This window comes from Comamonas badia DSM 17552 (genome assembly GCF_000484635.1).
In the GTDB taxonomy this organism is placed as follows: domain Bacteria; phylum Pseudomonadota; class Gammaproteobacteria; order Burkholderiales; family Burkholderiaceae_C; genus Comamonas_C; species Comamonas_C badia.
In genome coordinates this window covers 70,089-95,710 of sequence record NZ_AXVM01000004.1, presented here as the reverse complement: position 1 = coordinate 95,710, position 25,622 = coordinate 70,089, and the positions used below count along the sequence as shown (strand labels likewise).

The following is a 25,622-nucleotide window of genomic DNA, read 5'->3' as shown; positions in this document are numbered from 1 at the left end:
GACGCTCCACCATCATCCTGTTGCATCGATTCATGAGCGCACTTCCGCTGCCAGGCCGCGTGGCAGCCACTGCGGGCCCCGCGACGCCGGCTGTCAGTGAAGGGCGGGAGTTCGCGTGGACGAATGCCGATTTTTCCCGCGTACAGAAGCTGATTTACCAGCGCGCCGGTATCAGCCTGCACGATGGTAAGCATGCCATGGTGTACAGCCGCCTGTCGCGGCGCCTGCGCGATACCGGGCACACGAGCTTTGAAGAATACCTCGGTTGGCTCGAATCGCAGGATGGCCCCGAATGGCAGGAGTTCGTCAATGCGCTCACGACCAACCTGACGGCTTTTTTTCGGGAGCAGCACCATTTTGATAACCTCACGGGCATACTCAAGAGGCGCCCGGGTGGGCCGTGGAGAATCTGGTGCAGCGCCGCTTCCACGGGCGAGGAGCCCTATTCGATCGTCGTCACGGTGCTGCAGACGCTGGGCGCCGGTGTGCCGTTTGAACTTTTTGCCAGCGACATCGACACCCGTGTTCTGGAGACCGCGAGCCGGGGCGTATACCGCTCCCAGGGGCTCAAGGGGTTGACGCAGGAGCAGCTGCAACGCTTTTTCATGCGTGGCAAGGGCAGCAATGACGGACTGGTGCGCGTGCGTCCGGAATTGCGCAAGCCGATCACCTTCCTTAGCGTGAACCTCATCCGCGATGACTGGCCCTTCCGCGAGCCCTTTGACGTGGTGTTCTGCCGCAACGTGATGATTTATTTTGATGCACCCACCCAGCGCCGGGTGCTGGAGCGCATCCACCGTGTGATGAAGCCGGGGGGCACGCTTTTCGTCGGCCACGCAGAAAATTTCAGCGAATCGCGTGACCTGTTCGTGCTGCGCGGAAAGACGGTCTATGAGCGCGTTTGAGGCATCTGCTGCGGCCGGTGGCGCCGAGCGCCGCCGCGCACCGCGGATCAGGCCGATTCCGCCGGATGCCGGGAGCAGGTCGGCCCATACCCCCACGCTGGAAGAACTCAAGACCGTGCCGCGCCATGCCGGAGAAGCGACGTTCTTCTTTTTTGACCAGCATTTCCAGTTCAATGCCGCCAAAGTTCTTCCGGGTGAATATTTCGTGTCTGATGAAAACCTGGTGATCCAGACGGTGCTCGGTTCGTGCATTGCCGCCTGTCTCTGGGACAGCCGCAGCCGCGTCGGCGGCATGAACCATTTCATGTTGCCCGACAGCAGTAGCACCGAGCAGTCTGGCCGCTATGGCTCGTATGCCATGGAAGTGCTGATCAATGAATTGATGAAAATCGGCGGGCGGCGCGAGACCATGCAAGCCAAGGTTTTTGGTGGCGGGCAGGTCATGGCGAATTTTTCGTCCGTGAACGTGGGTGAGCGCAACACCGCCTTCGTGCGCGAATACCTGGCAACCGAGCGCATTCCCATCGTGTCTGAGGATGTACTGGACATCTATCCCCGCAAGGTGGTGTTTTTTCCAGTGACGGGCAAGGCCATGGTCAAGCGGCTGGCGCACGCGCATCCGGACCTTGCCGTGGCTGAGAAGACGCGTGGCGATGCGGCGGTGGTGGCGCAATCCAACCGGGGCGGGTCGATCGATCTGTTCTGAGGATCGCAAAGGAAGCGACAAGATCATGGCAAGCAAGACACGGGTGATCGTGGTGGATGATTCAGCACTGGTGCGCAGCCTGCTCGCTGAAATCATCAATCGCCAGCCCGACATGGAATGCATAGGCGCGGCCAACGACCCGCTGCAGGCGCGCGAGATGATCCGCAACCTCAACCCTGACGTCATCACACTGGATGTCGAGATGCCGCGCATGGATGGCATTGACTTTCTGGGACGGCTCATGCGGCTGCGCCCCATGCCGGTGGTGATGGTCTCCACGCTCACCGAGCGCGGCGCCGAAGTGACGATGCGTGCACTTGAATTGGGGGCGGTGGATTTCGTTGCCAAGCCGCGCATTGGCCTGACTGCGGGAATCCAGCAGCTGGCCGCCGAGATCACCGACAAGATTCGCGTTGCATCGAAGGCCAGGGTGCATCGTCTTGCCGCGGCCGCTGGTGCGCCGGGAGGCCAGACGCCGGCAGCCGCGGCGCGGCCGGGCCTGCTGGGCCGCCTGTCCACGGAAAAGATCATCGCCATCGGCGCATCGACCGGTGGTACCGAGGCCATACGCGAAGTTCTCACGCCCATGCCGGCCGATTCGCCCGCCATCGTCATCACGCAGCACATGCCGCCGGGTTTCACCACGAGCTTTGCCGCGCGGCTCAACAGCCTGTGCCAGATCACCGTGAAGGAAGCGGCCGACGGCGAGCGCATCCTGCCCGGCCATGCCTACATCGCGCCAGGAGGGCGGCAATTTCACATCGGCCGCAGTGGCGCCAATTACGTCGCGGTGGTGGATGACGGGCCGCCCGTGAACCGGCACAAGCCCTCGGTGGAAGTGCTGTTCAAGTCCGTCGCCGCCCTGGTCGGGCGCAACGCCCTGGGGGTGATGCTGACCGGCATGGGAGACGACGGGGCGACCGCGATGCGTGAGATGAAGGACGCCGGCAGCTACAACTTCGTCCAGGACGAGGCCAGCTGCGTGGTGTTTGGCATGCCCCGCGAGGCCATCGCCCGCGGGGCGGCGGATGAAGTGCTGCCGGTCACGCAGATAGCGGCGGCGCTGGTGAACCGTCTGCGCGGATCGACCGACCGCTTGCTCAACCGCATCTGACGCGGTGCGGCGTAACGTTCAGTCGTGCCGCTCGTCGCGGGCTGCGCCTTCGAGGTGCTGCACGTCGCCCCAGCCGACCAGGGCAAGGCCGGAATCGCTGCTCCAGAGTAGCCGGTTGATCGCGGCGTTGCCCAGCTGCCAGGTGCGCGGCGCCTGCAGGTGCTGGCGTGTTGCCAGTCGATAGAGCATGTCCAGCACGCCGCCATGGGCAACCAGAGCGATCAGCTGGCCGCCATGGTGTGCCGCAAGTCGGTCGACGGTCTGGGAGATGCGCTGTTGCAGCGCCAGCAGCGATTCGCCCCCGCGCGGCGCATATCCGGGATCGCGTACGCGCCACAGCCGCGCATGTTCCGGTGCCTCTCGCTCCACCTCGGCAAAGGTGCGCCCTTCGTATTCACCGAAGCAGCGTTCGCGCAAGCGGGGCTCGGGCACGATGGGTGCGCCGGTCGTTCGGGCAAGCGCCTCGGCGGTGGCCATGGCACGCTGCAGGTCGCTGCTGTAGATGCAATCCAGCGTTGTGTTGCCCAGCGCCCTTGCCAGCTGGCGGGCCTGCTCCATGCCGGTGGCGTTGAGCGTGGTGTCCTGGTGGCCTTGAATGCGCCCTTCGGCGTTCCATGCGGTCTCGCCATGGCGAATGGCAATGATGCGGGTGGGCTCTTGCATGGGGGCAGAATGTACAAGGCAGCACACCGGTGCGGTCGCCAATGGCCGCTGCGCTGCATCAGACGGCCCTGAGAAACCCCAACGCTGGCCATGCCGTGGGGCATGCGGGCGCGAGGCGCCGTCAGTGCCCGCACAATGTGCCCGCAACAGGATGGTGGTGATGGCTGGATTTTCAGAGGTGAAACACATGTCGCGGCGGCGCCTGATGAGAGGTGCTGCAGCCGCGGCGGCGTTGGGCATGGGAAAAGTGCCGCTTGCCCATGCGACGTCGGCCAGGCGACCCAAGCTGACCTTGGCTGGGCCGTTTGCACTGGTGTCCTATCCCCTCATGCGCATCGCCGACAGCGGCGCGCTGTCCGACGTGGCTGAAAAGGTGGAATTCAGCACCTGGAAGAGCCCGGACCAGCTGCGCGCGATGGCGATAGGCGGTGCGGTGGACCTCATGGCCATGCCCAGCAACGTGGCGGCCAACCTCTACAACCGCGGCGTGCCGCTGAAGCTGCTCGACATCACCACCTGGGGGCTGCTGTGGATGGTCTCGCGAGAGAAGGGCCTGCGCACGCTGGCGGACTTTCGTGGCAAGGAAGTGGTGATGCCGTTTCGCGGCGACATGCCGGACATCCTGTTTCGCCTGCTCGCCGAAAAACAGGGCCTCCAGGTGGGCAGCGACATCAAGCTGCGCTACGTGGCGTCGCCGATTGATGCGATGCAACTGCTCATCACGCGCCGCGCTGACCATGCGCTGCTGGCCGAGCCCGCGGTCTCCATGGGCCTGCGCAAGACGCATTCCTTTCCGGTGAAGGTGATTGCACCGGAGCTTTACCGCAGCGTGGATCTGCAGCAGGAATGGGGGCGGGTGTTCAAGCGCCCGCCGCGCATTGCGCAGGCGGGGGTGGCGGCGCTCAAGGGCGTGCAGGGCGACGCGCCATTGCTGGCGCGCTTTGAAGCGGAGCATGCCAAGGCGCTCCAGTGGTGCCAGGACAACCCCGAGCAGTGCGGAGCGATGGCTGCGCGCCATGTGGAGATGCTCACGCCCGAGGGCGTGACCGATGCGCTGGCAGCCACGCGCAGCACCATGATCTGGGTGGATGCGGCCCGGGCGCGCCCTGATCTGGAGTTTTTCTACCAGCAGTTGCTGCAGCGCCAGCCGGGCCTGGTGGGCGGCAAGCTGCCGGACGCCGCGTTCTACGGATGAGCCGCGCATGAGCCTGCTGCGCCGCTGGTTCGTCGGCATCCCGGGCTACCTCTGGAGCGGCTGGGGTGCGGTCTCCAGCCTGTTCCTGATGCTGGCCTTGTGGGAGGCGCTGGCCGCGGCCTACGGCCCGCTGGTGCTGCCCACGCCGATAGCGGCAGGCCACCAGCTGATGGCCTGGGCCGGGCGCGGCGGCGAGCTCTGGCCCGCGCTCGCGATCAGCGGGCGGCGCGCCTTTCTGGGTCTGCTGCTCGCGGTGCTGGCGGGCAGCCTGCTGGGGGTGGCGGCGGGGGTGTCGATGACGGCATCGATGGTGTCGCGCCCCTGGGTGACGGTGCTGCTGGGCACGCCGCCGATCGCCTGGCTGGTGCTGGCCATGCTGTGGTTCGGCACGGGTGACGGCACGCCGGTGTTCACGGTGTTCATCGCCTGCTTTCCCATCGTGTTCGTGGGCGGCATGCAGGGCGCGCGCACGCTGGAGCGGCGCTGGCGCGATCTGGCGCGGGTGTACCGCCTGCCCTGGCACATGCGGGTGCTCGATGTCTATCTGCCGCATGTGGTGTCCTACCTGTTCCCGGCCTGGATCGTGGCGCTGGGCACGAGCTGGAAGGTGGTGGTGATGGCCGAGCTGCTGGCCTCCGACAGCGGCGTGGGCGCGCAGCTGGCCACCAGCCGCGCGCAGCTGGACATGGCCGGCACGCTGGCCTGGATAGGCGCGGTGGTGCTGGTGCTGCTGGCGCTGGAGTATCTGTTGCTGGAACCGATCAAGCGCGAGATCGAGCGCTGGCGCGAGGGCGACGGCGTGACCGATGGAGCGGCGCCATGACGGGCGGAGTGCAGCCCGTGCTGCGCGTGCGCCACCTCTCGCACGCCTTCGGCCCGCGCGAGGTGTTGCAGCGGGTGAGCCTGGAGCTGCCTGCAGGCCACACGCTGGCGCTGGTGGGACCTTCCGGCAGTGGCAAGAGCACCTTGCTCAACCTCTGTGCAGGCTTGCTGACGGTGCGTGAGGGGAAGATCGAGAACGGCTTTGCGCGCACCGTGATGCTGTTTCAGCAACCCAGCCTGCTGCCTTGGAAGACGGTGCGGGACAACATCGCGCTGGGGTTGAAGGCCGCTGGCATTTCCAGATCCGAGCGCCTGCAGCGTTCGCGCGCCATGGGCCATGCGATGGGCCTCGATGATCTGGCGCTGGCACAGTTTCCTACGCAGCTCTCCGGCGGCATGCAAAGCCGCGCGGCACTGGCGCGCGCGCTGGTGCTGGAACCCGATCTGCTGCTGCTCGACGAGCCGTTCTCCGCGCTCGATATCGGCCTGCGCGATCAGATGCACCGCCTGCTGCTGGCCGAGCAGGCGCGCCGCCCATTGGCGGTGCTGATGATCACGCACGATCTGATGGAAGCCGTGGCGCTGGCGGACAGCGTGCTGCTGCTCGCGGGCAGGCCCGCGCGCCTCTGCTGGCGGCTGGACTTGCCGTTGCCGGCGGCAGAGCGCAGCGACGATTGGATCCATCGCCAGACCGCGCTGGTGCTGGCGCAGAGCACCGTCCGCGAGGCCTTTGAGTTGCCTGCCTTGGAGGACTGCATGCCGCCTGCCCGCGATGCCGGGCTGAGTGCGGGCGTGACCCTGCAGGCAGGAACGCCCGCGGCCAGCGAGCGCTGCGAGGTGCTGCTGTGAGTGTCTGGCGCCTGGAGCACCCGCTCTGGCTGTGTCCGTTTCGCCCCTTCTTCGCTCTGGCGGCGCTGTCGGCGGTGCTGGCGATGCTGCTCTGGGCAGCGTTCCTCCTGCTCGGTTGGCCCTTGCCTTCCGTGCCGGGCGGGCCCTTTGTCTGGCATGTGCATGAGCTGCTGGTGGGTGTGGGGCTGGCGGCGGTGGCTGGTTTCCTCCTGACTTCAGTCCCGGAGTTCACCAATACGCCTTCGTTTTCCCCCAGGCCGGTGCGCGCGCTGGTGCTGCTCTGGCTGCTGGGCCGCCTGGGTTTCTGGGCCAGTGGCTGGTGGCCGCAATCGGGACTGATCGTCACGGGACTCGCGCATCTGGCGTTGATGACCGGCCTCATAGTCTTGCTCGCACCACGTCTATGGCGTGATCCGGAAAGGCGCCATGTGTCTTTTCTATGGGCGCTGGGCGTGATCGTGCTGGTGCTCGCGGGCCTGTATGGCGACGCGCTGCGGGGTGCCTCGCCCATGCGCTGGCTGCATCTGCTGCTGGGCGTGCTGATGGCGCTCATCGTGGTGGCGATGAGCCGTATCTCCATGAGCATCGTCAATGCCAACGTCGATGCGCAGAACGCACTGGATGGCGAAGACCGGCCGCCCTATCTGGCACGCCCGCCCCGGCGCAACCTTGCGCTGCTGGCGATCGCGCTGTATTCGATCGCGGAATTCTGGCAACCGGGGGGCCGGGTCAGTGCCTGGCTGGCGCTGGCGGCGGCCTGCGCAGTGCTCGGGCTGCTCAATGACTGGCATATCGGCCGGCCGCTGCTGCGGCGCTGGCCGGTGATGCTGTATGCGGTGTACTGCTTCATGGCACTGGGCTACGGTGTGATTGGCGTGGTGTTGCTCACGGGCGGTTTCAGCCCGAACGCTGGCGTGCATCTGCTCACCACCGGTGTGTTCGGGCTCAACATCTACGTGGTGATCTGCATTGCGGGCTACACCCACGCGGGGCTGGACAAGGATGGCCGGTCCTGGGTGCCCTGGGGTGCCGCGGCACTGGGCGTGGCGGCCGTGCTGCGTGCGCTGGCTTATGCGGGTGTGGCCAGCATGGCGTTGATGGGACTGGCGGCGCTGCTCTGGTGCGCTGCCTTTGCCTTGCAATGCGCCCATATGCTGCCGGTCTTTCTGCGTCCGCGCGCGGATGGGCGCGAAGGCTGCGCCGGCGTGCTCGGCATGCCAGGGTAAGGCAAAGGTTTGCTGCGACCTTGATGGGTTTGTGGACTCAGCGGATTTTGAATAATCGAACTCCCGGCGCGATTCCCTGGGGGAATCGCCCTCACCGACAGGAGCATGCAGTGGCCAGCGAAGATTTCCCCGATTTTTTTGCCAGGGTGCCGACGATCACGGTGCGCGACAAACTGGCCGAGTTTCTGGGCGCGGCCGTGCATGGCACCATGACCTACCGCTATGAAGATGCGGTACGGCTGGCAGGGCATTCCTGCCCCACGGTGGCGGGCGCGTATCTGATGGTGCTCAATGGCCTGCGCGCACTGTATGGCGACGAGCTGCCGGTGCGCGGCGAAATCGAGGTATTCATGGCCGATGCGCGTGACAGCGGTGCCAATGGCGTCGTCGCGACCGTCGTGCAGCTGCTCACCGGCGCGGCCGCGGAAACGGGCTTCCACGGCATAGGTGGACAGTTTTCGCGCAGGGATCTGCTGAAATTCGATCAGCCCGTGGCAGGGACATTTGCGTTGCGGCGCATGGATACGGGCAAGGCCGTTCAGGTCTCGCTGAACGCGGCCATCGTGCCGTGGACCGACGAGATGCGAGGAGTCATGCCCAAGGCCGTCGGCGGCTACGCCAGCGATGAAGACCTGGCCCGCTTCGGCAAACTCTGGCAGGGCCGTGTATGCACGATGCTGACCGAGCATGCGACCGATCCACGCATGGTGCAGGTCAGCGAATGGCGCGCTTGAACGATGAATAAAAAACGGCGGTGTGAAAAACCGCCGTTTTGCATTGCGTGGATGCCCTGACGCTTACTGCACGATCTGCGCGAGCGAGCCGGCGGCATAGCGCTGCGCCATGTCGGCCAGCGTCTGACCCTTGATCTTGCTACCCTGGCCTTCGCAGCCGAACTCCAGGTAGCGCGCCTTGCACACGGCCTTGGCGGCTTCGCGCGCGGGTTTCATCCATTCGCGCATGTCGAATTTGTCGGGGTTCTCCACCTGGAACTTGCGCACCGCGCCGGTCATGGCCATGCGGATGTCGGTGTCGATGTTGATCTTGCGCACGCCGTGCTTGATGGCTTCCTGGATTTCCTTGACCGGCACGCCCCAGGTCTGTTTCATCTTGCCGCCGTACTGGTTGATGATGGCCAGCAGTTCCTGCGGCACGCTGCTGGAGCCGTGCATCACCAGGTGGGTGTTGGGCAGGCGCGCGTGGATTTCCTTGACGCGCTGGATCGACAGCACATCGCCGGTGGGCGGGCGGGTGAACTTGTAGGCGCCGTGGCTGGTGCCGATGGCGATGGCGAGCGCATCGAGCTGCGTGGCCTTCACGAACTGCGCGGCTTCCTCGGGGTCGGTCAGCAGCTGGTCGTGGCTGAGCTTGCCGACGGCGCCAATGCCGTCTTCCTCGCCGGCTTCGCCGGTTTCCAGGCTGCCCAGGCAGCCGAGTTCGCCTTCGACGGTGACGCCCACCTTGTGCGCGATCGCCACCACTTCCTGGGTCATGCGCACGTTGTACTCGAACGAGGAGGGCGTCTTGCCGTCTTCCTTGAGCGAGCCGTCCATCATCACCGAGCCGAAGCCCAGAGCGATCGCGCCTTCACAGATCCTGGGGCTGGTGCCGTGGTCCTGGTGCATCACCATCGGAATGTGCGGATAGGCCTCGCAGGCCGCAACGATCAACTGCTTGATGAAGGGCTCTCCGGCGTACTTGCGGGCCCCGGCGCTGGCCTGCAGGATGACGGGCGCACCGGTTTCGTCGGCCGCGGCCATCACGGCCTGCACCTGTTCCAGGTTGTTGACGTTGAAGGCGGGGATGCCGTAGCCGTTGTCGGCGGCATGGTCGAGCAGTTCACGCATGGAAACGAGTGGCATGGAGCAGTCCTCGGGTAGTTCAGAAACGCGGCAGGCGGTGGGCGCCCAGGATCGCTTGATTTTACCGGCCCCGGTTTGAGCGCGCCGCTTCGCGGGCTCCTGGGCGGCGGGGTTTATCGGGCAGCGCTCTGCAGCAGTTGCACGGCGATGCGCAAGGGTGCGTCGCTGGTGGCGACGGCGCCCACGAACGGCCGGTCGATCACGTAGACCGCATGCAGTTGCACGCCGATGAACAGGCCCATCATCAGGCAGATCCAGCGGCTGGAGCGCGGCTGGTTCGCATGAGTGAGCGCGGCAAACATCAGCACGATGACCGCGCAGATCAGCATCGCACTCCACACCACGCTGGGCAGATGCCCCGCGGCCACGGAAAGCCGGTTGTCGCGCGCTGCGGACAGGGCTTGCAGCGCCTGCCCGAGCGCGGCCCGCAGGTCGGGGGGTTCGGCGGCGAAGCGGCGCAGCACCTCCATGCGCAGATGGCCCAGCTGGCGGCCGGTGTCCATATCGGCGCCGCTCCAGCTCATGGCGTCCCATTCCCGCGTCAACACCTTGTGGCCGTAGTCCGCGAGTTGTCCGGACCAGCCCGACGCGGCGGTCGGCGTGGCGCTGCCGGCCAGCGAGTTCAGGGTGTACAGCGCCGTTGTCTCGGCACGCACGGCGCGCTCGGCGTCGTCGAAATCGCGCAGCTCGACGGATGCGGTCAGGCCCAGCCAGACCACGAAGCCCGCCATCATGGGCGAGCCGACCGTGGCGATCAGACCGGCCACGCCGGCCAGGCGCGCGGAGCGCCGCCGCATCCAGGCGCTCGCTGCCGCCGACAGCGCCAGCGCCGCACCGACGGCGATCAGGTAGGCAAACAGCGCGGACAGCCACAAGGGCCAGGACAGCAGGAAGGTCATGGTTGCAGTCTAGCGGCGTGCGGTTCAGTGTCAGCGCACGCGGCAGATTTTCAGCATGTTGGTGCCGCCGGGCTGGCCCATGGGCTCGCCGCAGGTGATGGCGTACAGGTCGCCGGTGCGCACGATGTTGCGCTCCTTGAGCTGCACCTCGGCTTGCGCGAGCGCGGTGTCGCGATCAGCGCTGGTGTCCATCAGCAGCGGACGCACGTTGCGGTAGATCGCCATCTTGCGCTGCGTGGCGATCTTGGGGGTGAGCGCGTAGATGGGGATGTGGATGCGCCTGCGGCTCATCCAGAGCGCGGTGGAGCCGCTGTCGGTCATCGCCACGATGGCCTTGGCGCCCAGGTGGTGGGCCGTGAAGAGTGCGCCCATGGCGATGGACTGGTCCACGCGTCCCAGGGTGGTGCCGCCGAAGTCCGAGTCGCGTTCATCGTCTTCCGCGGCCTCTGCCGCTGCGCAGATGCGCGCCATCTGCTCCACGGTTTCCAGCGGGTACTTGCCGGCGGCGGTCTCGGCGCTCAGCATCACGGCGTCGGTGCCATCCAGCACGGCGTTGGCCACGTCGCTCACCTCGGCGCGCGTGGGCACCGGGTTGGTGATCATGCTTTCCATCATCTGCGTGGCGGTGATCACCACTTTGTCCATCTCGCGCGCCATGCGGATCATCTTCTTCTGCAGCGCAGGCACCGCGGCGTTGCCGACCTCCACGGCCAGATCGCCGCGCGCGACCATGATGCCGTCGGAAGCACGCAGGATTTCCTCCAGACGCGGGACGGCTTCGGCGCGTTCGATCTTGGCGATCAGCCCGGGTTTGTGCCGCCAGGCGGCACCTGCCACGTTGCAGAGCTGGCGCGCCATTTCCATGTCGGTCGCGTTCTTCGGGAAGCTCACCGCGACGTAGTCGGCCTGAAAACCCATGGCCGTCTTGATGTCGTCCATGTCCTTGGCGGTGAGCGCCGGGGCCGTGAGGCCGCCGCCCTGGCGGTTGATGCCCTTGTGATCGGAAAGCTCGCCGCCAATGACCACTTCGGTGTGCACTACCGATCCTTCGATAGCCTGCACGCGCAGCACGATCAGGCCGTCGTTGAGCAGCAGCGTATCGCCGGTGTGCACGTCCTGCGGAAGCTCCTTGTAATCGAGACCCACGGCTTCGAGGTCGCCGGGCGTTTCCCGTGCGGCGTCGAGTGCGAAGGGCCGTCCTGCCTGCAGCATCACCCGGCCCTGGGAAAATGAGCCGACGCGGATCTTGGGCCCTTGCAGATCGGCCATGATGGCCACCTCGCGCCCGGCGCGGCGCGAGGCCTCGCGCACCATGGCGGCGCGTTCTTCATGGTCTTTTGCCTTGCCGTGGCTGAAGTTCAGGCGCACCACGTTGACGCCGGTAGCTATCATTTTTTCCAGCAACGCCGGATTGCTGGAGGCGGGGCCCAGGGTGGCGACGATCTTGGTGGCGCGGCGGATGTGCGAGGTCATGGGGGTGTCTTGATGGGTCAGGTCGATAGGCGGTCGGCCATTGTGCCCATGTCGGAGCCGTTTTCCGCCGCAGGGCAGGCGGTCTCAGGATGTCTCTGCGTTTTGGCTGTCCAGCAGACGATCGGGCGAGCCGCAGGGCATCGTGGCGCGGTCGAGGTTTTCGCACCCCGGTGCACGCCAGGCTTCCGTTCCTGTCGCCGTTGCCGGCCTCGGTAACGCGAAGCTTCAGGCGCGACTGGCATGGGCTGTCTGCGGCGCGGCTGCCTGGCGGCTGCCGCGGCGCATCAGCCATGCCATCAACAGCCAGTAGCCCACGAAGGCCAGCACCGTCATCAGCGAGGGCTGCGCGCGATAACCGGTAAGGCCCGCCACCAGGCCGCCGACGCGTCCCATGTCAGGCAACAGCCAGGAGCTGTTCCAGACGCCGTCGATGAGCGGAGGCAGCCATTCGAGCGCCTGCATTTTTTCCACGCCCGTGACCACCAGCGATGCGGCGAGCAGGAGCAGCAGGATTTCGGTGATGCGGAAGAACCGTGGCCAGGTCATCACCTTGCTGCCCAGCTGCAGCAGCCAGAAGGTGGCAAGGGCGGCGAGCAGTCCACCCAGGGCGGCCAGGCCCATTAGCGGAAGATCGCTGGCCGGGGCCGCTGCCAGCGTGCCGTAGAGGAAGACCACGGCCTCGCTGCCCTCGCGTGCGATGGCCAGCGCCGCCAGCACGGCCACGCCCCACCAGTTCTGATGCTCCAGGTTGCGCGACAGGCCCTGCTCCAGATCGCGCTTGAGCGTGCGGCCATGGGCGCGCATCCACAGCACCATCTGTGCGATGAGTGCCGCCGCCACCAGCACCATGGCGGTTTGAAACTGGTCCTGCCAATTCGTCAGCAGCTCCTGCGCGCTGTAGATGCCCGCGCCCAGCAGGCCGGCCAGCAGCAGACCCGCCACCACGCCGCCCCAGAGCCAGCGGCGCCCTGATTCGGCCCCGGGCGTGCGCGACAGCCAGCTGTGCAGGATGCCGACGACGAGCAACGCTTCGACGCTTTCGCGCCACATCACGAAGATGACTTGTTCCATGGGGGCTGGCTGTTGGTTGTCGGACGAGTGCAATGCGCCGTGGCGCGGACAGGGTTCACTTCTTCACTTCATCACGATGTGGCCTTGCGAGGTCTCCATGTGGAAGTCGTCGAAAAATGGATATTTGCCGGCGAGCTTGGGCGGGATGGTTTTGGTGCGTGTAGCGCCCGGCGGTATGACAACTTCCACGCCGAGCGAGCGCGATTCAAATTCGGCCGGCGTCTTGCCGTTGTTCACCATCTCCAGCCGAAAGCGCGTGCCTGCCGGCAGTTCCAGCAGGCGGGTGTTCACCGCGCCGTCGTTGAATTCAATGCGCGCCACGGGCATCTCGTCCGCGGCGTGCGCGACCGGCAGGGCGGAGCCAAGCAGGGCGCCGGCCATGCCGACAGACAGCAGGAAATGAACGAAACGGCGGCGCATGAATCCGGCTCCTTGCCGGTCATGGCCGGCGCATGGTCGAAAGACCATAAGTGTAATGCGAAAGATTCGCATTACAGCTCTAAAATTTCGAGATACTCCGGGCGTGCGGGTTTGGCGGATGTCAGGTCAGCCCCGCATCAGCGCCTCGATCGCGTCGGGCTCCACCGGCACGCCGCGCGTGACGAGCTCGCAGCCGTCCTGCGTGACGATGGCGTCGTCCTCGATGCGGATGCCGATGTGGTGAAACGCCTCGGGCACGCCCTCGGCCGGGCGCACGTAGATGCCGGGCTCGATCGTCAGCACCATGCCCGGCTGCAGGATGCGGCTGGGCCGGCGCGTCACCGCCTGGCCGGTGATGGGGTCCACATGCTGGCTGGTCTGGTCCGCCTCGGAGGGCTCCACATAGCTGCCGCAGTCGTGCACGTCCATGCCCATCCAGTGGCTGGTGCGGTGCATGTAGAAGGGGAAGTAGGCGCGCTTTTCGATCACGTCCTGCACGCTGCCCACCTTGTCCGCATCCAGCAGTTTCAGGTCGAGCATGCCCTGCGCCAGCACCGCCACGGCGGCGTCGTGCGGGTCGTCAAAACGCGCGCCCGCCCGGGTGGCGGCAATGGCTGCTTTCTGGCTTTGCAGCACCAGTTCGTACAGCGCGCGCTGTGGCCCGGTGAAGCGCCCATCGGCGGGGAAGGTGCGCGTGATGTCGCTGGCGTAGCCATCGAGCTCGCAGGCGGCGTCTATCAGCACCAGATCGCCCGCACGCACGGGGGTGCCGCCCGCGCGGTAGTGCAGCACGCAGGCGTTCGCCCCGGCCGCGACGATGCTGGTGTAGGCGGGAAATTGCGAGCCGCCTTCGCGAAAGGCGTGCAGCAGTTCGGCGTCCAGGTGGTACTCGCGCACGTCAACGCCTGTACGCAGCATGCGGGCGCTGCGCTGCATCGCGCGGATGTGTCCGCGCGCGCTGATCGCACCGGCGCGGCGGATGGTGTCCTGCTCCTGCGCGTCCTTCACCAGGCGCATTTCATCGAGCGGCAGACACAGGTCGCGCTGCTCCTGCGGGCACAGCGCGCCTGCACGGGCGCGTGCGCGCACCTGGCCCAGCCAGCCTTCGACCCGCGCCGCCAACCCTGCATGCGTGGCGAAGGGAAACCACACCACGCGGCGGTTTTCCAGCAGTTGCGGCAGCCGTTTATCGAGCTCGGCGATCGAGCAAGCCGCCTGCACGCCCAGGACCTCTGGCGCCGCCTCGGGCCCCAGGCGGTAGCCGTCCCAGATTTCGCGCTCCATGTCCTTGGGCTGGCACAGCAGGGTAGCCTGCCCCTCGGCCGTCAGCACGAGGAAGGCGCCGGGTTCGGAAAAGCCGGTCAGATAGTAAAAGTAGCTGTCGTGCCGGTATGGGAAGTCGCTGTCGCGGTTGCGCATGGCCGCGGGCGCGGTGGGGATCAGGGCGATGCCGCCTTCACCCAGCTGGGAGGCAAGGCGGGCCCGGCGTTGTGCATGAAGTGTGTCCATCGCACGATCGTACTGCGCGCGGCCCGCCTACACTTGCCCGCCATGGCCACCCCTTTTTCCGGATGTCCCCGCGCCATGCTGCTGGCCGCGGGGCGCGGCGAACGCATGCGTCCGTTGACCGACGTCTGCCCCAAGCCTCTGCTGCGGGTGCATGGACAGCCGCTGTTGACGTGGCATTTGCAGGCGCTTGCGCGCGCGGGTGTGGCGGATGTGCTCATCAACACCGCTTGGCTCGGGGGTGCCATTCGTGAACTCTATGGTCATCAATATGGCCATGCGTCCATGCTGGATAAGCGTAGGATGCTCACAATTTCATATTCCAACGAAGGCGAAGACTTCGGCGCTGCACTGGAGACTGCCGGTGGCATTGCACGCGCGCTGCCGCAGCTGGGGCCCATCTTCTGGCTGGCGGCGGGCGATGTGTTTGCCCCCGGTTTTGCGTTTGATGCCGGCGCTGCGCGGCACTTTGCAGCGGGTGATGCGCTGGCGCACCTGTGGCTGGTGCCCAATCCACCGCAGCATCCCAAGGGCGACTTCGGCCTGTCTGGCGAAGGCCGTGCGTTGAACCTTCCAAAGGACGATCCGCGACCGCGCTATACCTACAGCACCATGGCGCTGCTGCGCGCCGAGCTCTTTGCGCCGCCGTGGTGCGACATCCCGCCGGGCAATCCGCAAGGCGTGCGGGCGCCGCTCGGGCCTCTGCTCAGGCGTGCCATGGATGCAGGGCGTGTGAGCGCCGAGCTGTATTCCGGTCTGTGGGCGGATGTGGGCACGCCCGAGCGACTGGCTGCGCTCAACGCGCAGGCGCCAGCGCGTCGCAGCGCAGCCGCCTACACTGGGCGCACACGCAGCAAGGAGATACGGCGATGAATGCTCCATTACCCGAAGCGGTGCGCCAGGCACTGGAGACAGTCACCCTGGACGACAAATACACGCTGGCGCGCGGGCGCGCGTTCATGAGCGGCACCCAAGCCCTGGTGCGCCTGCCCATGCTGCAGCGTGAGCGCGATGCGGCGGCCGGACTCGACACGGCAGGCTTCATCAGCGGCTACCGCGGCTCGCCGCTGGGCGGCTATGACCAGGCGCTGTGGTCGGCGAAGAAACACCTGGCGCAGCACCACGTCGTCTTCCAGCCTGGTGTGAATGAAGAACTCGCGGCCACCGCCGTCTGGGGCACGCAGCAGCTCGATATTTACCCGCAGAGCAGGAAATACGACGGCGTCTTCGGCATCTGGTACGGCAAGGGACCGGGCGTGGACCGCAGTGGCGACGTGTTCAAGCACGCCAACATGGCGGGCACCGCGCGCCACGGCGGCGTGATTGCGCTGGCGGGGGACGACCATGTCAGCAAGAGCTCCACGGCCGCGCACCAGAGCGACCATGTCTTCAAGGCCTGCGGCACGCCGGTGTTCTTCCCGGCGAGCGTGCAGGAAATCCTCGATCTGGGCCTGCACGCCTTTGCCCTGAGTCGTTTTGCCGGGCTGTGGGCGGGCATGAAGACCATTCAGGAGGTGGTCGAATCCAGCGGCAGCGTGAGCATCGATCCCGCGCGCGTGCAGATCGTGCTGCCCGAGGACTTCGCCATGCCCGAAGGCGGTCTGCACATCCGCTGGCCCGATCCGCCCCTGGTGCAGGAGGCCCGGCTCATGGATCACAAGTGGTATGCCGCACTGGCCTACATCCGTGCCAACCGGCTCAACCACAACGTGATCGAAGGCCCGCAGGACCGCTTCGGCCTGATCGCCAGCGGCAAGGCCTACAACGACATGCGCCAGGCGCTGGTCGATCTGGGGATTGACGAAGCCCTCTGCCGCCAGCTCGGCATCCGCGTGCACAAGGTGGGCGTGGTCTGGCCGCTGGAGGCCACGATCACGCGCGGCTTCGCGCGTGGCCTGCAGGAGATTCTGGTGGTCGAGGAAAAGCGCCAGATGATCGAATACCAGCTCAAGGAAGAGCTCTACAACTGGCGCGACGACGTGCGCCCGCGCGTGCTGGGCAAGTTCGACGAGGAGGGCGGCGAATGGGGCTCGCCCAATCCCGGTGCGCACTGGCTGCTGCGGCCCAAGGCAGACCTGTCGCCCGCGCTCATCGCCCAGGCGATCGCGCAGCGCCTGAAGGCCTTGGGCGTGCCCGCCGAAGTGGCCGCGCGCATGGACCAGCGCCTGGCGCAGATCGCCGCGCGCGAGCAGACGCTCGCCAGCCAGAAAGTGGATACCGGCGAGCGCACGCCGTGGTTCTGCAGCGGCTGTCCGCACAACACCAGCACCCGCGTGCCCGAGGGCTCGCGCGCCGTGGCCGGCATAGGCTGCCACTACATGACGGTGTGGATGGACCGCTCCACCTCCACCTTCACGCAGATGGGAGGCGAGGGCGTTAGCTGGGTGGGGCAGGCGCCGTTCACCACGGACGCCCACATCTTCGCCAACCTGGGCGATGGCACCTACTTTCACAGCGGCCTCCTGGCCATCCGCCAGAGCGTGACCGCGGGCGTGAACATCACCTACAAGATTCTCTACAACGACGCGGTGGCGATGACCGGCGGCCAGCCGGTGGGCGAACGGCCCGAAGGCCACTCCGTGGCGCAGATCGCGCACAGCCTGCGCGCCGAGGGCGTGGTCAAGACCGTGGTGGTGACCGACGAGCCGGAGAAATACGCCGGCCGCACCCATGCCGCCAGCAGCGCGCGCGCCGGGCATCCCGAGCTGCTCAACGACTTGCCGCCCGGCGTGGAGGTGTTTCACCGCGACGAGCTCGACCGCATCCAGCGTGAACTGCGCGAGGTCAAGGGCTGCACCGCGCTGATCTACGACCAGACCTGCGCCACCGAAAAGCGCCGCCGCAGAAAGCGCGGCACGATGGCGACACCCGCCAAGACGGTGGTCATCAATGAACTGGTGTGCGAAGGCTGCGGCGATTGCTCGGTGCAATCCAACTGTCTCTCGGTCGAGCCGGTGGAGACGGAATTCGGCCGCAAGCGCCAGATCAACCAGAACACCTGCAACAAGGATTTTTCCTGCGTCAAGGGCTTTTGCCCGAGTTTCGTCACCATCGAGGGCGGTCAGCGCAAGAAGCCGCAGCGCGAAAAAAAGGGCGATCTGGCCGCCATGCCCGAACTGCCCGAGCCGCCGCAGCCCGCGTGCGACGCGGCCTGGGGCATCGTCGTCGCGGGCGTGGGCGGCACCGGCGTCATCACCATAGGCCAGCTGCTGGGCATGGCCGCGCATCTGGAGGGCAAGGGCGTGGTCACGCAGGATGCGGCGGGCCTGGCGCAAAAGGGCGGCGCCACCTGGAGCCATGTGCAGATCGCCGAGCGGCCAGAGGCGATCCACACCACGCGCGTCGATACCGCGCAGGCCGATCTGGTGATCGGCTGCGAGCCCATCGTGAGCGCCAACAAAACCACGCTGGCGGTGATGCAGCCGGGCCGCACCCATGTGGCGCTGAACGTGCATCGCCTGCCCGCGGCTGCGTTCGTGCACAACCCGGATTGGCAATTTCCGCTGGGGGGCTGCGAAGCGGCGATCGGCGCTGCCGTGGGTCGCGGGCAGCTCTTCATGCTGGACGCGGAACGCGCGGCGGCGCAGTTGCTGGGCGACAGCATCTACACCAACCCGCTGATGCTGGGCTACGCCTGGCAGAAGGGCTGGGTGCCGCTCACGCGGGTGGCGCTGCGCCGGGCGATGGAGCTCAATGGCGTGCAGGTGGAAAACAACCTGGCGGCCTTCGAGTGGGGCCGTCACTGCGCGCACGATCTGGCGGCGGTCGAAGCGCTGTTTGCCGCGCGCAAGGCGATTGCCGCCGCCAGCCAGCCCACGCTGGCCGAACTGGTGCAGCGCCGCGCGGACTTCCTCACCGGCTACCAGGACGCGGGCTATGCCGCCGAGTACCGTGCCTTCGTCGAAAAGGTGCGGCAGGTGGAAGAACCGCTGGGCCAGGGCACGCCGCTGGCGGAAGCAGTGGCGCGCTACCTGTTCAAGCTCATGGCCTACAAGGACGAGTACGAGGTGGCGCGCCTGCACACCGATGCGGCCTTCGTGGGCAAGATCGCCGAGGGCTTCGAGGGCGACTACCGCATCGTGCACCACCTCGCGCCGCCGCTCTGGTCAAAGAAAAACGCCAAGGGCGAGCTCACCAAGAGTGCCTATGGGCCCTGGGTGCGCAGTGCCTTTGGCTGGCTCGCGCGGCTGAAGGGGCTGCGCGGAACCTGGCTGGATCCGTTTGGCCGGACGGCGGAGCGGCGCATGGAGCGCGCGCTGATCGCGCGCTACCGCTCCAGCATCGAGGAGTTGCTGGCGGCCCTGACGTTGGAGCGGCGCGATCTGGCAGTGCAGATCGCACGCATTCCCGAGGACATCCGAGGCTACGGCCATGTCAAGGCGCGCCACCTGCAGGGCGCGGGCACGCGCTGGGATGCCTTGATGGCGCAATGGCGGATAGAACAAAAAAATCAAAAACAGGAGCGCATAGCGGTTACTGGGTAAGTGCAAACAGCCTATTTGGTCCATTTTTTTAAATAGGGCTGCACGCGCCTGACGCACGCCAAAGCCGGGTCCGAGTCGCCGCATACAATCACAGGCTCACCAGCGTCTGCACGGCTTGCCCGGGCAGGCGTGCACGCCGTTTCCCGATACTGGAGTTTCCCCTGTGCTGATTTCTTCCGCTTACGCCCAGACTGCCCCCGCTGCCGCCGCAGGCGGCGGCGGTGATCTGATGTCCTCCCTCGGTGGCATGCTGCCACTGGTGCTGATGTTCGTGGTGCTGTATTTCATCATGATCCGGCCACAGATGAAGCGCCAGAAAGAGCACCGCACGATGATCGACGCGCTCGCCAAGGGCGACGAAGTGGCCACCTCCGGCGGCGTGCTGGGCAAGGTCACCAAATTGTCGGAAGGTACGGTGTACCTTGAAATTGCCAATGGCGTGGAGGTGCAGGTCCAGCGCGGCGCCGTCTCGCAGGTGCTGCCCAAGGGCACCGTCAAGTAAGCAGGCGCGCCCCGGCGGGGCGCGTGGTGGCGTGCTTGAGCGCGCCGTGAGAGCATCAAATGAATCGTTACCCGGCCTGGAAATACGTGATCATCGTGATCGCGTTGTTCGTTGCGGCGCTGTATACGCTGCCCAATTTTTTCGGCGAGGCACCCGCCGTGCAGGTGTCTTCCGCCAAGGCGACGATCAAGGTCGATTCCGCGGTGCTGGAGAAAGTGCAGCAGACCATCAAGGGAGCTGGCCTCACGTCCGATTCGGTGGTGCTGGAAGGCACTTCGGTGCGCGCGCGCTTCGATACCCCGGATGATCAGCTCAAGGCCAAGGACGCGATCGAGAAGGCGTTGATCCCCGATCCCTCCGATCCGCCCTACATCGTCGCGCTCAATCTGGTCTCGCGCTCGCCCGACTGGCTGACCGCGATCAACGCCCGTCCGATGTACCTGGGCCTGGACCTGCGCGGCGGCGTGCACTTCATGCTGCAGGTGGACATGCAGGCGGCGCTGACCAAGAAGGCCGAATCCTACGCCGGCGATCTGCGCACCGCGCTGCGCGAGAAGAACATTCGCCACGGCGGCATCACGCGCGAAGGGCAGACCATCCGCGTTCGTCTGCGCGACGAGGCAGCGGTCACCGCCGCGCGCAACCTGATCGGTGACCAGTTCCAGGATCTGCAGGTCGCGAGCAGTCCGGATGGCGAAGGCCAGCTGCTGACGGCCACGATCAAGCCCGAATCGCTGCGCAAGGTGCAGGAGCAGGCGCTCAAGCAGAACATCGTCACGCTGCACAACCGCATCAACGAGCTGGGCGTCGCCGAGCCGGTGATCCAGCAGCAGGGGCTGGACCGCATCGTGGTGCAGCTGCCCGGCGTGCAGGACACCGCCAAGGCCAAGGACATCCTGGGGCGCACGGCAACCCTGGAAATCCGCATGGTCGACGAGAGCAGCGAAGGCCGCGCGGCGGAAACCGGCAGTGCCCCCGTGCCGTTTGGCGACGAGAAATACCTCGATCGCAACCAGCAGCCGGTCATCGTCAAGAAGCAGGTCATCTTGACTGGCGAAAATTTGACCGACGCGCAACCGGGCTTTGACAGCCAGACGCAGGAGCCGACGGTGAACCTGACCCTGGACGCCAAGGGCTCGCGCATCTTCAAGGATGTGACGCGCGACAACGTCGGCAAGCGCATGGCCATCGTGCTGTTCGAAAAAGGCAAGGGCGAGGTGGTCACTGCGCCCGTCATCCGTACCGAGATCGGCGGCGGACGGGTGCAGATTTCCGGCCGCATGACGACCACCGAGGCGACGGACACCGCGCTGCTGCTGCGCGCCGGGTCGCTCGCCGCGCCCATGGAGATCATCGAGGAATACACGATTGGCCCGAGCCTGGGCGCGGACAACATCCAGCGTGGCATCCATTCGGTGGTCTGGGGCATGGCGGTGATCGCCATCTTCATGTGTGTGTACTACCTGCTGTTCGGCGTGTTTTCCACCATCGCGCTGTCGGTGAATGTGCTGCTGCTCATCGCCATCCTGTCGATGCTGCAGGCCACGCTGACGCTGCCCGGTATCGCCGCCATGGCGCTCGCCTTGGGCGTGGCGATCGATTCCAACGTGCTGATCAACGAACGCATCCGCGAGGAGCTGCGCGCGGGCGTCTCGCCACAGACGGCGATCCACGCCGGCTATGAAAACGCCTGGGCGACGATTCTGGATTCCAACGTCACCACGCTGATCGCGGGTCTGGCGCTGCTGGCATTCGGCTCCGGCCCGGTGCGCGGCTTTGCCGTGGTGCACTGCATCGGCATTCTGACCAGCATGTTCTCGGCGGTGTTCTTCTCGCGCGGTTTGGTCAACCTCTGGTACGGCCGCAAGAAGAAGCTCAAGAGCATTGCGATCGGACAGATCTGGAAGCCTGAAGACGGCTCCGAACTGCGCTCGGTGGCCGGCCGCGGCTACAACAATTGAAGCAACGGGAGAGATAAACCATGGAATTCTTCCGGATACGCAAAGACATCCCGTTCATGAAATACGCGTTGGTTTTCAACGTGATTTCCTTCGTGACTTTTGCCCTGGCCGTGTTTTTCCTGCTCACGCGGGGTTTGCACCTGTCGGTTGAATTCACCGGCGGCACGGTGATGGAAGTGGCCTATGAGCAGACCGCCGACATCGGCAAGGTGCGCGACGCGGTCTCTTCGCTGGGCTACCAGGATGTGATCATCCAGAACTTCGGCACCTCGCGCGACGTGATGATCCGCCTGCCCGTGCAGAAAGGGGCCACCTCGGCACAGCAGAGCGAAAGCGTGATGCAGGTGCTGCGCGCGCACGACCCGGACGTGACGCTGCGGCGCACCGAATTCGTCGGCCCGCAGGTGGGTGACGAATTGGTGCACGGCGGCCTGATGGCGCTGGGGATGGTGGTGCTGGGCATCGTCATTTACCTCTCGATACGCTTCGAGTGGAAATTCGGCGTCGCCGGCATCATCGCCAACCTGCACGACGTGGTCATCATCCTGGGCTTTTTCGCGTTCTTTCAGTGGGAATTCTCGCTATCGGTGCTGGCCGGGGTGCTGGCGGTGCTCGGCTATTCGGTCAACGAATCGGTGGTGATCTTCGACCGGATCCGCGAGGCCTTCCGGAAATTCCGCAAGCTCACGCCGCATGAGGTGATCGATCACGGCATCACTTCGACCATGAGCCGCACGGTCATCACCCACGCGTCGACCGAAGCCATGGTGCTGTCGATGTTCTTCTTTGGTGGACAAAGCCTGCATTACTTTGCGCTGGCGTTGACCATCGGCATCCTGTTTGGCATTTATTCATCGGTCTTCGTCGCCGCGGCCATTGCGATGTGGCTGGGCGTCAAGCGGGAGGACCTGGCCAAGGTGCATACACACAAGGGCAATGATCCCAACGATCCAAACGCTGGCGCCGTGGTCTGACGGTCTTTTGCCATTGCGCAGTCGCCAGCAGACGTGCACACGCTAACATAGTGATCCGATGGCAGAAACCCCGACCCCTTATCGTTCCGCCCGGCTGGCCCGCCAGGCCCGCGAGCGTTTCGTCAGCAGTCTGTGTGACGGTCTGCCAGCGATGGGCAAGGCGCTGTCTATCGCGCTTGATGCACAGATTCGTGATGTCGCGACACACCAGGTGATGCAAAAACGCCGGGATACCTGGTTGCATTTCCGTACGTTGCACCAGCAGTGGCTCGGCTCCCTCGGCCAGGCATGGCGCGAATCGGGTGCAGCGCCGCTGGGTGAGGCAGAGCTCTTGAAAAATTCGGTCGGCGACGAGCTTGGAGAACTGGAGCTGGTCAGCGAAGAGGTGGTTGAAAACCGCCTCGTGGGCGCACGTCTTGCACGGGCCGTGGTGGCCAACGCGGAAAATTTGCTGGAGGCCATACGCCAGAGGACCAAGCATTTGCAGGGCAGCGAGCTTGCGGGCACCGATGTGCTGCGCCCGGAGATTGCGTGCCTGGCCGTGGTGGACCAGTGGCTGGCATCCGGCTTGTCGCGTGACGAATTGGAACTGATGTTCGATTCCTTGCAGGATGCGGTCGTGCAGGTGGTGGTCCCCGCATATGAGAGTGTTGCCCACCTGTATGACGAGCAGGGCGTGCCCGATGCGGCTGCTTTGCGTACCCATGCTGTCCGCATGGCGGGGGCGGCCACCCGTTCGCCAGCGGGCCTGGCTCCCGCAGCGGCTGGGCCGGCTTCCGGAGCTGGGAATTTGCCCGTCCCTGGCGGGCTTGCTTCCGCACCTTACGGCATGGCAGCCCCAGCGGGCATGGCAGCGGCCGGAGGCGTGCCGTATGGCGTGGGCCCGCTGGAAGAGGCGCGCCAGCGCGCGCAGGAGGTGATGTTCCAGTTGCAGCATCTGCTGGTACAGAGTTCCACCGGGTTCAGTCCGATGCAAGCACCCCCGGCGACGATGGCCTTGACGCAGGCGCTGTCGTCGCTGCAGGTGCAGGCCAATGCGTTTTACGGCAGCGGCATGCCGCCCATGGTTGTCGGCTACGCGCCGCAGGCCATCGCGCATGCTGTCACCGAGGTGCGCCAGCGCGCCGTGGAGCTCAAGGGAAAAGCGGAGTCGGCGAGCGAGAAGGCGATCATCGAGATCGTTGCGCTGATGTTCCAGAGCATCCTGGACGAGGACCGTATTCCCCCGTCGGTGCGGGTCTGGTTTGCGCGGCTGCAGGTGCCGGTGCTCAGGGTGGCGTTGGGAGAGCCGGAGTTTTTCAATAATGCAGACCATCCTGCACGCAGGCTGATCGACCGGATGGGTTCCTGCGTGCTGGGGTTCGATGCCAACGCCATCAGCGACAGCGCGCTGGAAAAGGAAATTCGCCGCGTCGTGCAGGTGGTGGAACAGTATCCCGAGACCGGCAGCAAGGTCTTTCAGATCGTTTTTGACGAATTCGAAAAATTCCTGGCCGGGTCGCTGGCAAAGACGCAGAAAACCGCGTCCGAAATCGTGGGCGTGGCCCAGCAGATGGAGCAGAAGGAGACGCTGACCGTTCAATTCACGATCGAACTGCGTACCATGCTGCGCGACATGCCGGTACGGGACGAAATCCGTGACTTCCTGTTCAAGACATGGGCGGAGGTGCTCGCGATGTCGGCCGTGAAGTTTGGCCAGCAGGACAAGGAAACGGTTGCCTACAAGCGCATAGCCGCTGACCTGGTATGGGCGTCGGGCGCCAAGCCCAACCGCACGGAGCGGACGCAGGTCATCAAGGCGCTGCCAGCCATTCTGGAGCGCTTGCGTCGCGGCCTCGTGTTGATCGGCGTAGATGGAGAGCGGCAGGACGCAGAGGTCAAGGTGATCACCGACACGCTGGCCGACGCCTTCGTTTCCAAGACTGCGATGATTTCCCAGGCCCGTGTTGATGAAATGGCCGAGCGTCTGGCGAACCTCGAAGAATTCATCAGCGACGAAAGCATGGGTGACATTCCGCTGAGTGCCGAAAACATCGAGATGCTGCTGGGCATCGATGCCTCGGCCATCGAGGTGATCGCAGATACGGGAGCGCCGGTGCAGACCGAAGCGCTCAAGCGTGCGCATGAATTGCCGCTGGGAACTTGGTATACCCTGGACCACAACCGAGGAGCGACTCGTGTGCAATACGTCTGGCACAGCGAGCGCAAGCAGCTGCATCTATTCGTGGCGCCCAATGGTCAGAATTACCTGTTCCAGGTGCGGCGCCTGGCGGCCTATTTGCAGGCGCGGCTTCTGGCGATGGAGGACGTCGAGGGCATCACGGTGCGCGCCACGCGCAATGTGCTGACCAAGCTCCATGCGAATCCGGAGCGGCTCCTGCACTGATCCACGGCGCGCAGCTACTATGATGCGCGCCTCTTCTGCCCGTAGCTCATCTGGATAGAGCAATTGCCTTCTAAGCAATAGGTAGGGGGTTCGAGTCCCTCCGGGCAGGCCAATGACAGTCAATGCCCGCGCCCTGACGGGCCGGGCATTGAGGATGGGTGTGTCTTGTCATGCTGTGGATGAAATCCTTTCATATCGTCTTTGTCACAAGCTGGTTTGCCGGCCTGTTTTACCTGCCGCGTATCTTCGTGAATCTGGCCATGGTGGCGCCAGACTCCGAGGCAGAGCGCGAACGGTTGTTGCTTATGGCGAGCAGGCTGATGCGCTTCACCACCTTGCTCGCGGTGCCCGCCGTGGTGCTCGGCCTGTGGCTGTGGCTGGGGTTTGGCATAGGTCATGGGCCGGGCAATGGCTGGCTGCACGCCAAACTGTTCGTGGTGTTCCTTGTTCTTGTATATCACGCGAGCTGCGCGGGCCTGCTGCGCAGTTTCAGGCAAGGCCGCAACCGCCACGGGCACCGCTGGTACCGTTGGTTCAATGAGTTGCCGGTATTCATGCTGCTTGCCGCCGTCCTGCTGGTGGTGGTCAAGCCCTTTTGAGTTGG

Annotated in this window: 22 protein-coding genes and 1 tRNA gene; 16 read left to right on the top strand and 7 right to left on the bottom strand. The window is 65.5% G+C overall.

What is annotated here, in order from left to right; all coding sequences use genetic code 11:
- The first annotated feature begins 32 nt into the window (after positions 1–32).
- From K320_RS0109645 to K320_RS0109635, 3 genes are read left to right on the top strand one after another with little or no spacing between them, the layout of a single operon-like run.
- Positions 33–905: a CheR family methyltransferase gene (locus K320_RS0109645; protein WP_024538631.1), complete on the top strand. Its 873-nt coding sequence runs from the start codon at positions 33–35 to the stop codon at positions 903–905.
- Positions 892–1,611 (top strand): chemoreceptor glutamine deamidase CheD, encoded by a 720-nt coding sequence (gene cheD / locus K320_RS0109640; RefSeq protein WP_024538630.1) that lies wholly within the window; start codon positions 892–894, stop codon positions 1,609–1,611. The genes K320_RS0109645 and cheD overlap by 14 nt, the downstream gene beginning before the upstream one ends.
- 25 nt (positions 1,612–1,636) lie before the next feature.
- Positions 1,637–2,725 (top strand): protein-glutamate methylesterase/protein-glutamine glutaminase, encoded by a 1,089-nt coding sequence (locus K320_RS0109635; protein WP_024538629.1) that lies wholly within the window; start codon positions 1,637–1,639, stop codon positions 2,723–2,725.
- Between the two features lie 18 nt (positions 2,726–2,743).
- Here K320_RS0109635 and K320_RS0109630 read toward each other — a convergent pair whose 3' ends face one another.
- Positions 2,744–3,388 (bottom strand): histidine phosphatase family protein, encoded by a 645-nt coding sequence (locus tag K320_RS0109630; RefSeq protein WP_024538628.1) that lies wholly within the window; start codon positions 3,386–3,388, stop codon positions 2,744–2,746.
- A gap of 313 nt (positions 3,389–3,701) precedes the next feature.
- Here K320_RS0109630 and K320_RS0109625 point away from each other — a divergent pair, with 313 nt between their 5' ends.
- The 5 genes from K320_RS0109625 (at position 3,702) to K320_RS0109605 (ending at position 8,214) form a co-directional block, all read left to right on the top strand.
- On the top strand, positions 3,702–4,583 hold the full coding sequence (locus K320_RS0109625; RefSeq protein WP_245593860.1) for an ABC transporter substrate-binding protein: 882 nt from the start codon (positions 3,702–3,704) through the stop codon (positions 4,581–4,583).
- Between the two features lie 7 nt (positions 4,584–4,590).
- Positions 4,591–5,406, top strand: coding sequence for an ABC transporter permease (locus K320_RS0109620; RefSeq protein ID WP_024538627.1), 816 nt, complete (start codon positions 4,591–4,593; stop codon positions 5,404–5,406).
- Positions 5,403–6,254 carry an ABC transporter ATP-binding protein gene (locus tag K320_RS0109615; protein ID WP_084301229.1) on the top strand — a complete coding sequence of 284 codons (852 nt, stop codon included), beginning with the start codon at positions 5,403–5,405 and terminating at the stop codon, positions 6,252–6,254. Before K320_RS0109620 ends, K320_RS0109615 begins: the two co-directional genes overlap by 4 nt.
- Positions 6,251–7,480: an NnrS family protein gene (locus K320_RS0109610; RefSeq protein ID WP_024538625.1), complete on the top strand. Its 1,230-nt coding sequence runs from the start codon at positions 6,251–6,253 to the stop codon at positions 7,478–7,480. The genes K320_RS0109615 and K320_RS0109610 overlap by 4 nt, the downstream gene beginning before the upstream one ends.
- A gap of 110 nt (positions 7,481–7,590) precedes the next feature.
- Positions 7,591–8,214 (top strand): hypothetical protein, encoded by a 624-nt coding sequence (locus K320_RS0109605; RefSeq protein WP_024538624.1) that lies wholly within the window; start codon positions 7,591–7,593, stop codon positions 8,212–8,214.
- 63 nt (positions 8,215–8,277) lie between these two features.
- On the opposite strand, the gene fba is transcribed toward K320_RS0109605, so the two are convergent.
- The 6 genes from fba to K320_RS0109575 all read right to left on the bottom strand — a co-directional run bounded on the left by fba (position 8,278) and on the right by K320_RS0109575 (position 14,714).
- A complete protein-coding gene (fba, locus tag K320_RS0109600) occupies positions 8,278–9,342 on the bottom strand; it encodes a class II fructose-bisphosphate aldolase (RefSeq protein WP_024538623.1) in 1,065 nt (354 codons plus the stop codon).
- Between the two features lie 113 nt (positions 9,343–9,455).
- Positions 9,456–10,241, bottom strand: a complete 786-nt coding sequence (locus tag K320_RS0109595) for a bestrophin-like domain (RefSeq protein WP_024538622.1) — start codon at positions 10,239–10,241, stop codon at positions 9,456–9,458.
- A gap of 30 nt (positions 10,242–10,271) precedes the next feature.
- Positions 10,272–11,714 (bottom strand): pyruvate kinase, encoded by a 1,443-nt coding sequence (gene pyk, locus K320_RS0109590; protein WP_024538621.1) that lies wholly within the window; start codon positions 11,712–11,714, stop codon positions 10,272–10,274.
- A gap of 225 nt (positions 11,715–11,939) precedes the next feature.
- Positions 11,940–12,785: an FTR1 family iron permease gene (locus tag K320_RS0109585; RefSeq protein ID WP_024538620.1), complete on the bottom strand. Its 846-nt coding sequence runs from the start codon at positions 12,783–12,785 to the stop codon at positions 11,940–11,942.
- A gap of 63 nt (positions 12,786–12,848) precedes the next feature.
- Complete coding sequence (locus tag K320_RS0109580) at positions 12,849–13,205, bottom strand: cupredoxin domain-containing protein (RefSeq protein WP_024538619.1); 357 nt, start codon at positions 13,203–13,205, stop codon at positions 12,849–12,851.
- A 126-nt stretch (positions 13,206–13,331) separates the two neighbouring features.
- Positions 13,332–14,714: an aminopeptidase P N-terminal domain-containing protein gene (locus tag K320_RS0109575; RefSeq protein ID WP_024538618.1), complete on the bottom strand. Its 1,383-nt coding sequence runs from the start codon at positions 14,712–14,714 to the stop codon at positions 13,332–13,334.
- 42 nt (positions 14,715–14,756) lie between these two features.
- Here K320_RS0109575 and K320_RS0109570 point away from each other — a divergent pair, with 42 nt between their 5' ends.
- From K320_RS0109570 to K320_RS0109535, 8 genes are all read left to right on the top strand, one after another.
- Positions 14,757–15,584 carry a nucleotidyltransferase family protein gene (locus tag K320_RS0109570; protein ID WP_051384888.1) on the top strand — a complete coding sequence of 276 codons (828 nt, stop codon included), beginning with the start codon at positions 14,757–14,759 and terminating at the stop codon, positions 15,582–15,584.
- Positions 15,581–19,195 carry an indolepyruvate ferredoxin oxidoreductase family protein gene (locus K320_RS0109565; RefSeq protein WP_024538616.1) on the top strand — a complete coding sequence of 1,205 codons (3,615 nt, stop codon included), beginning with the start codon at positions 15,581–15,583 and terminating at the stop codon, positions 19,193–19,195. Before K320_RS0109570 ends, K320_RS0109565 begins: the two co-directional genes overlap by 4 nt.
- Before the next feature lie 163 nt (positions 19,196–19,358).
- Complete coding sequence (yajC, locus tag K320_RS0109560) at positions 19,359–19,697, top strand: preprotein translocase subunit YajC (protein WP_024538615.1); 339 nt, start codon at positions 19,359–19,361, stop codon at positions 19,695–19,697.
- A gap of 59 nt (positions 19,698–19,756) precedes the next feature.
- Positions 19,757–21,658, top strand: a complete 1,902-nt coding sequence (secD, locus tag K320_RS0109555; RefSeq protein WP_024538614.1) for a protein translocase subunit SecD — start codon at positions 19,757–19,759, stop codon at positions 21,656–21,658.
- Between the two features lie 20 nt (positions 21,659–21,678).
- Positions 21,679–22,632: a protein translocase subunit SecF gene (gene secF, locus K320_RS0109550; protein ID WP_024538613.1), complete on the top strand. Its 954-nt coding sequence runs from the start codon at positions 21,679–21,681 to the stop codon at positions 22,630–22,632.
- 58 nt (positions 22,633–22,690) lie between these two features.
- Positions 22,691–25,018: a DUF1631 family protein gene (locus K320_RS0109545; protein WP_024538612.1), complete on the top strand. Its 2,328-nt coding sequence runs from the start codon at positions 22,691–22,693 to the stop codon at positions 25,016–25,018.
- A 35-nt stretch (positions 25,019–25,053) separates the two neighbouring features.
- Positions 25,054–25,130 (top strand) — tRNA-Arg (locus K320_RS0109540).
- Positions 25,131–25,188: 58 nt separating this feature from the next.
- Positions 25,189–25,617: a CopD family protein gene (locus K320_RS0109535; RefSeq protein WP_024538611.1), complete on the top strand. Its 429-nt coding sequence runs from the start codon at positions 25,189–25,191 to the stop codon at positions 25,615–25,617.
- The last annotated feature ends 5 nt before the right edge of the window (positions 25,618–25,622 follow it).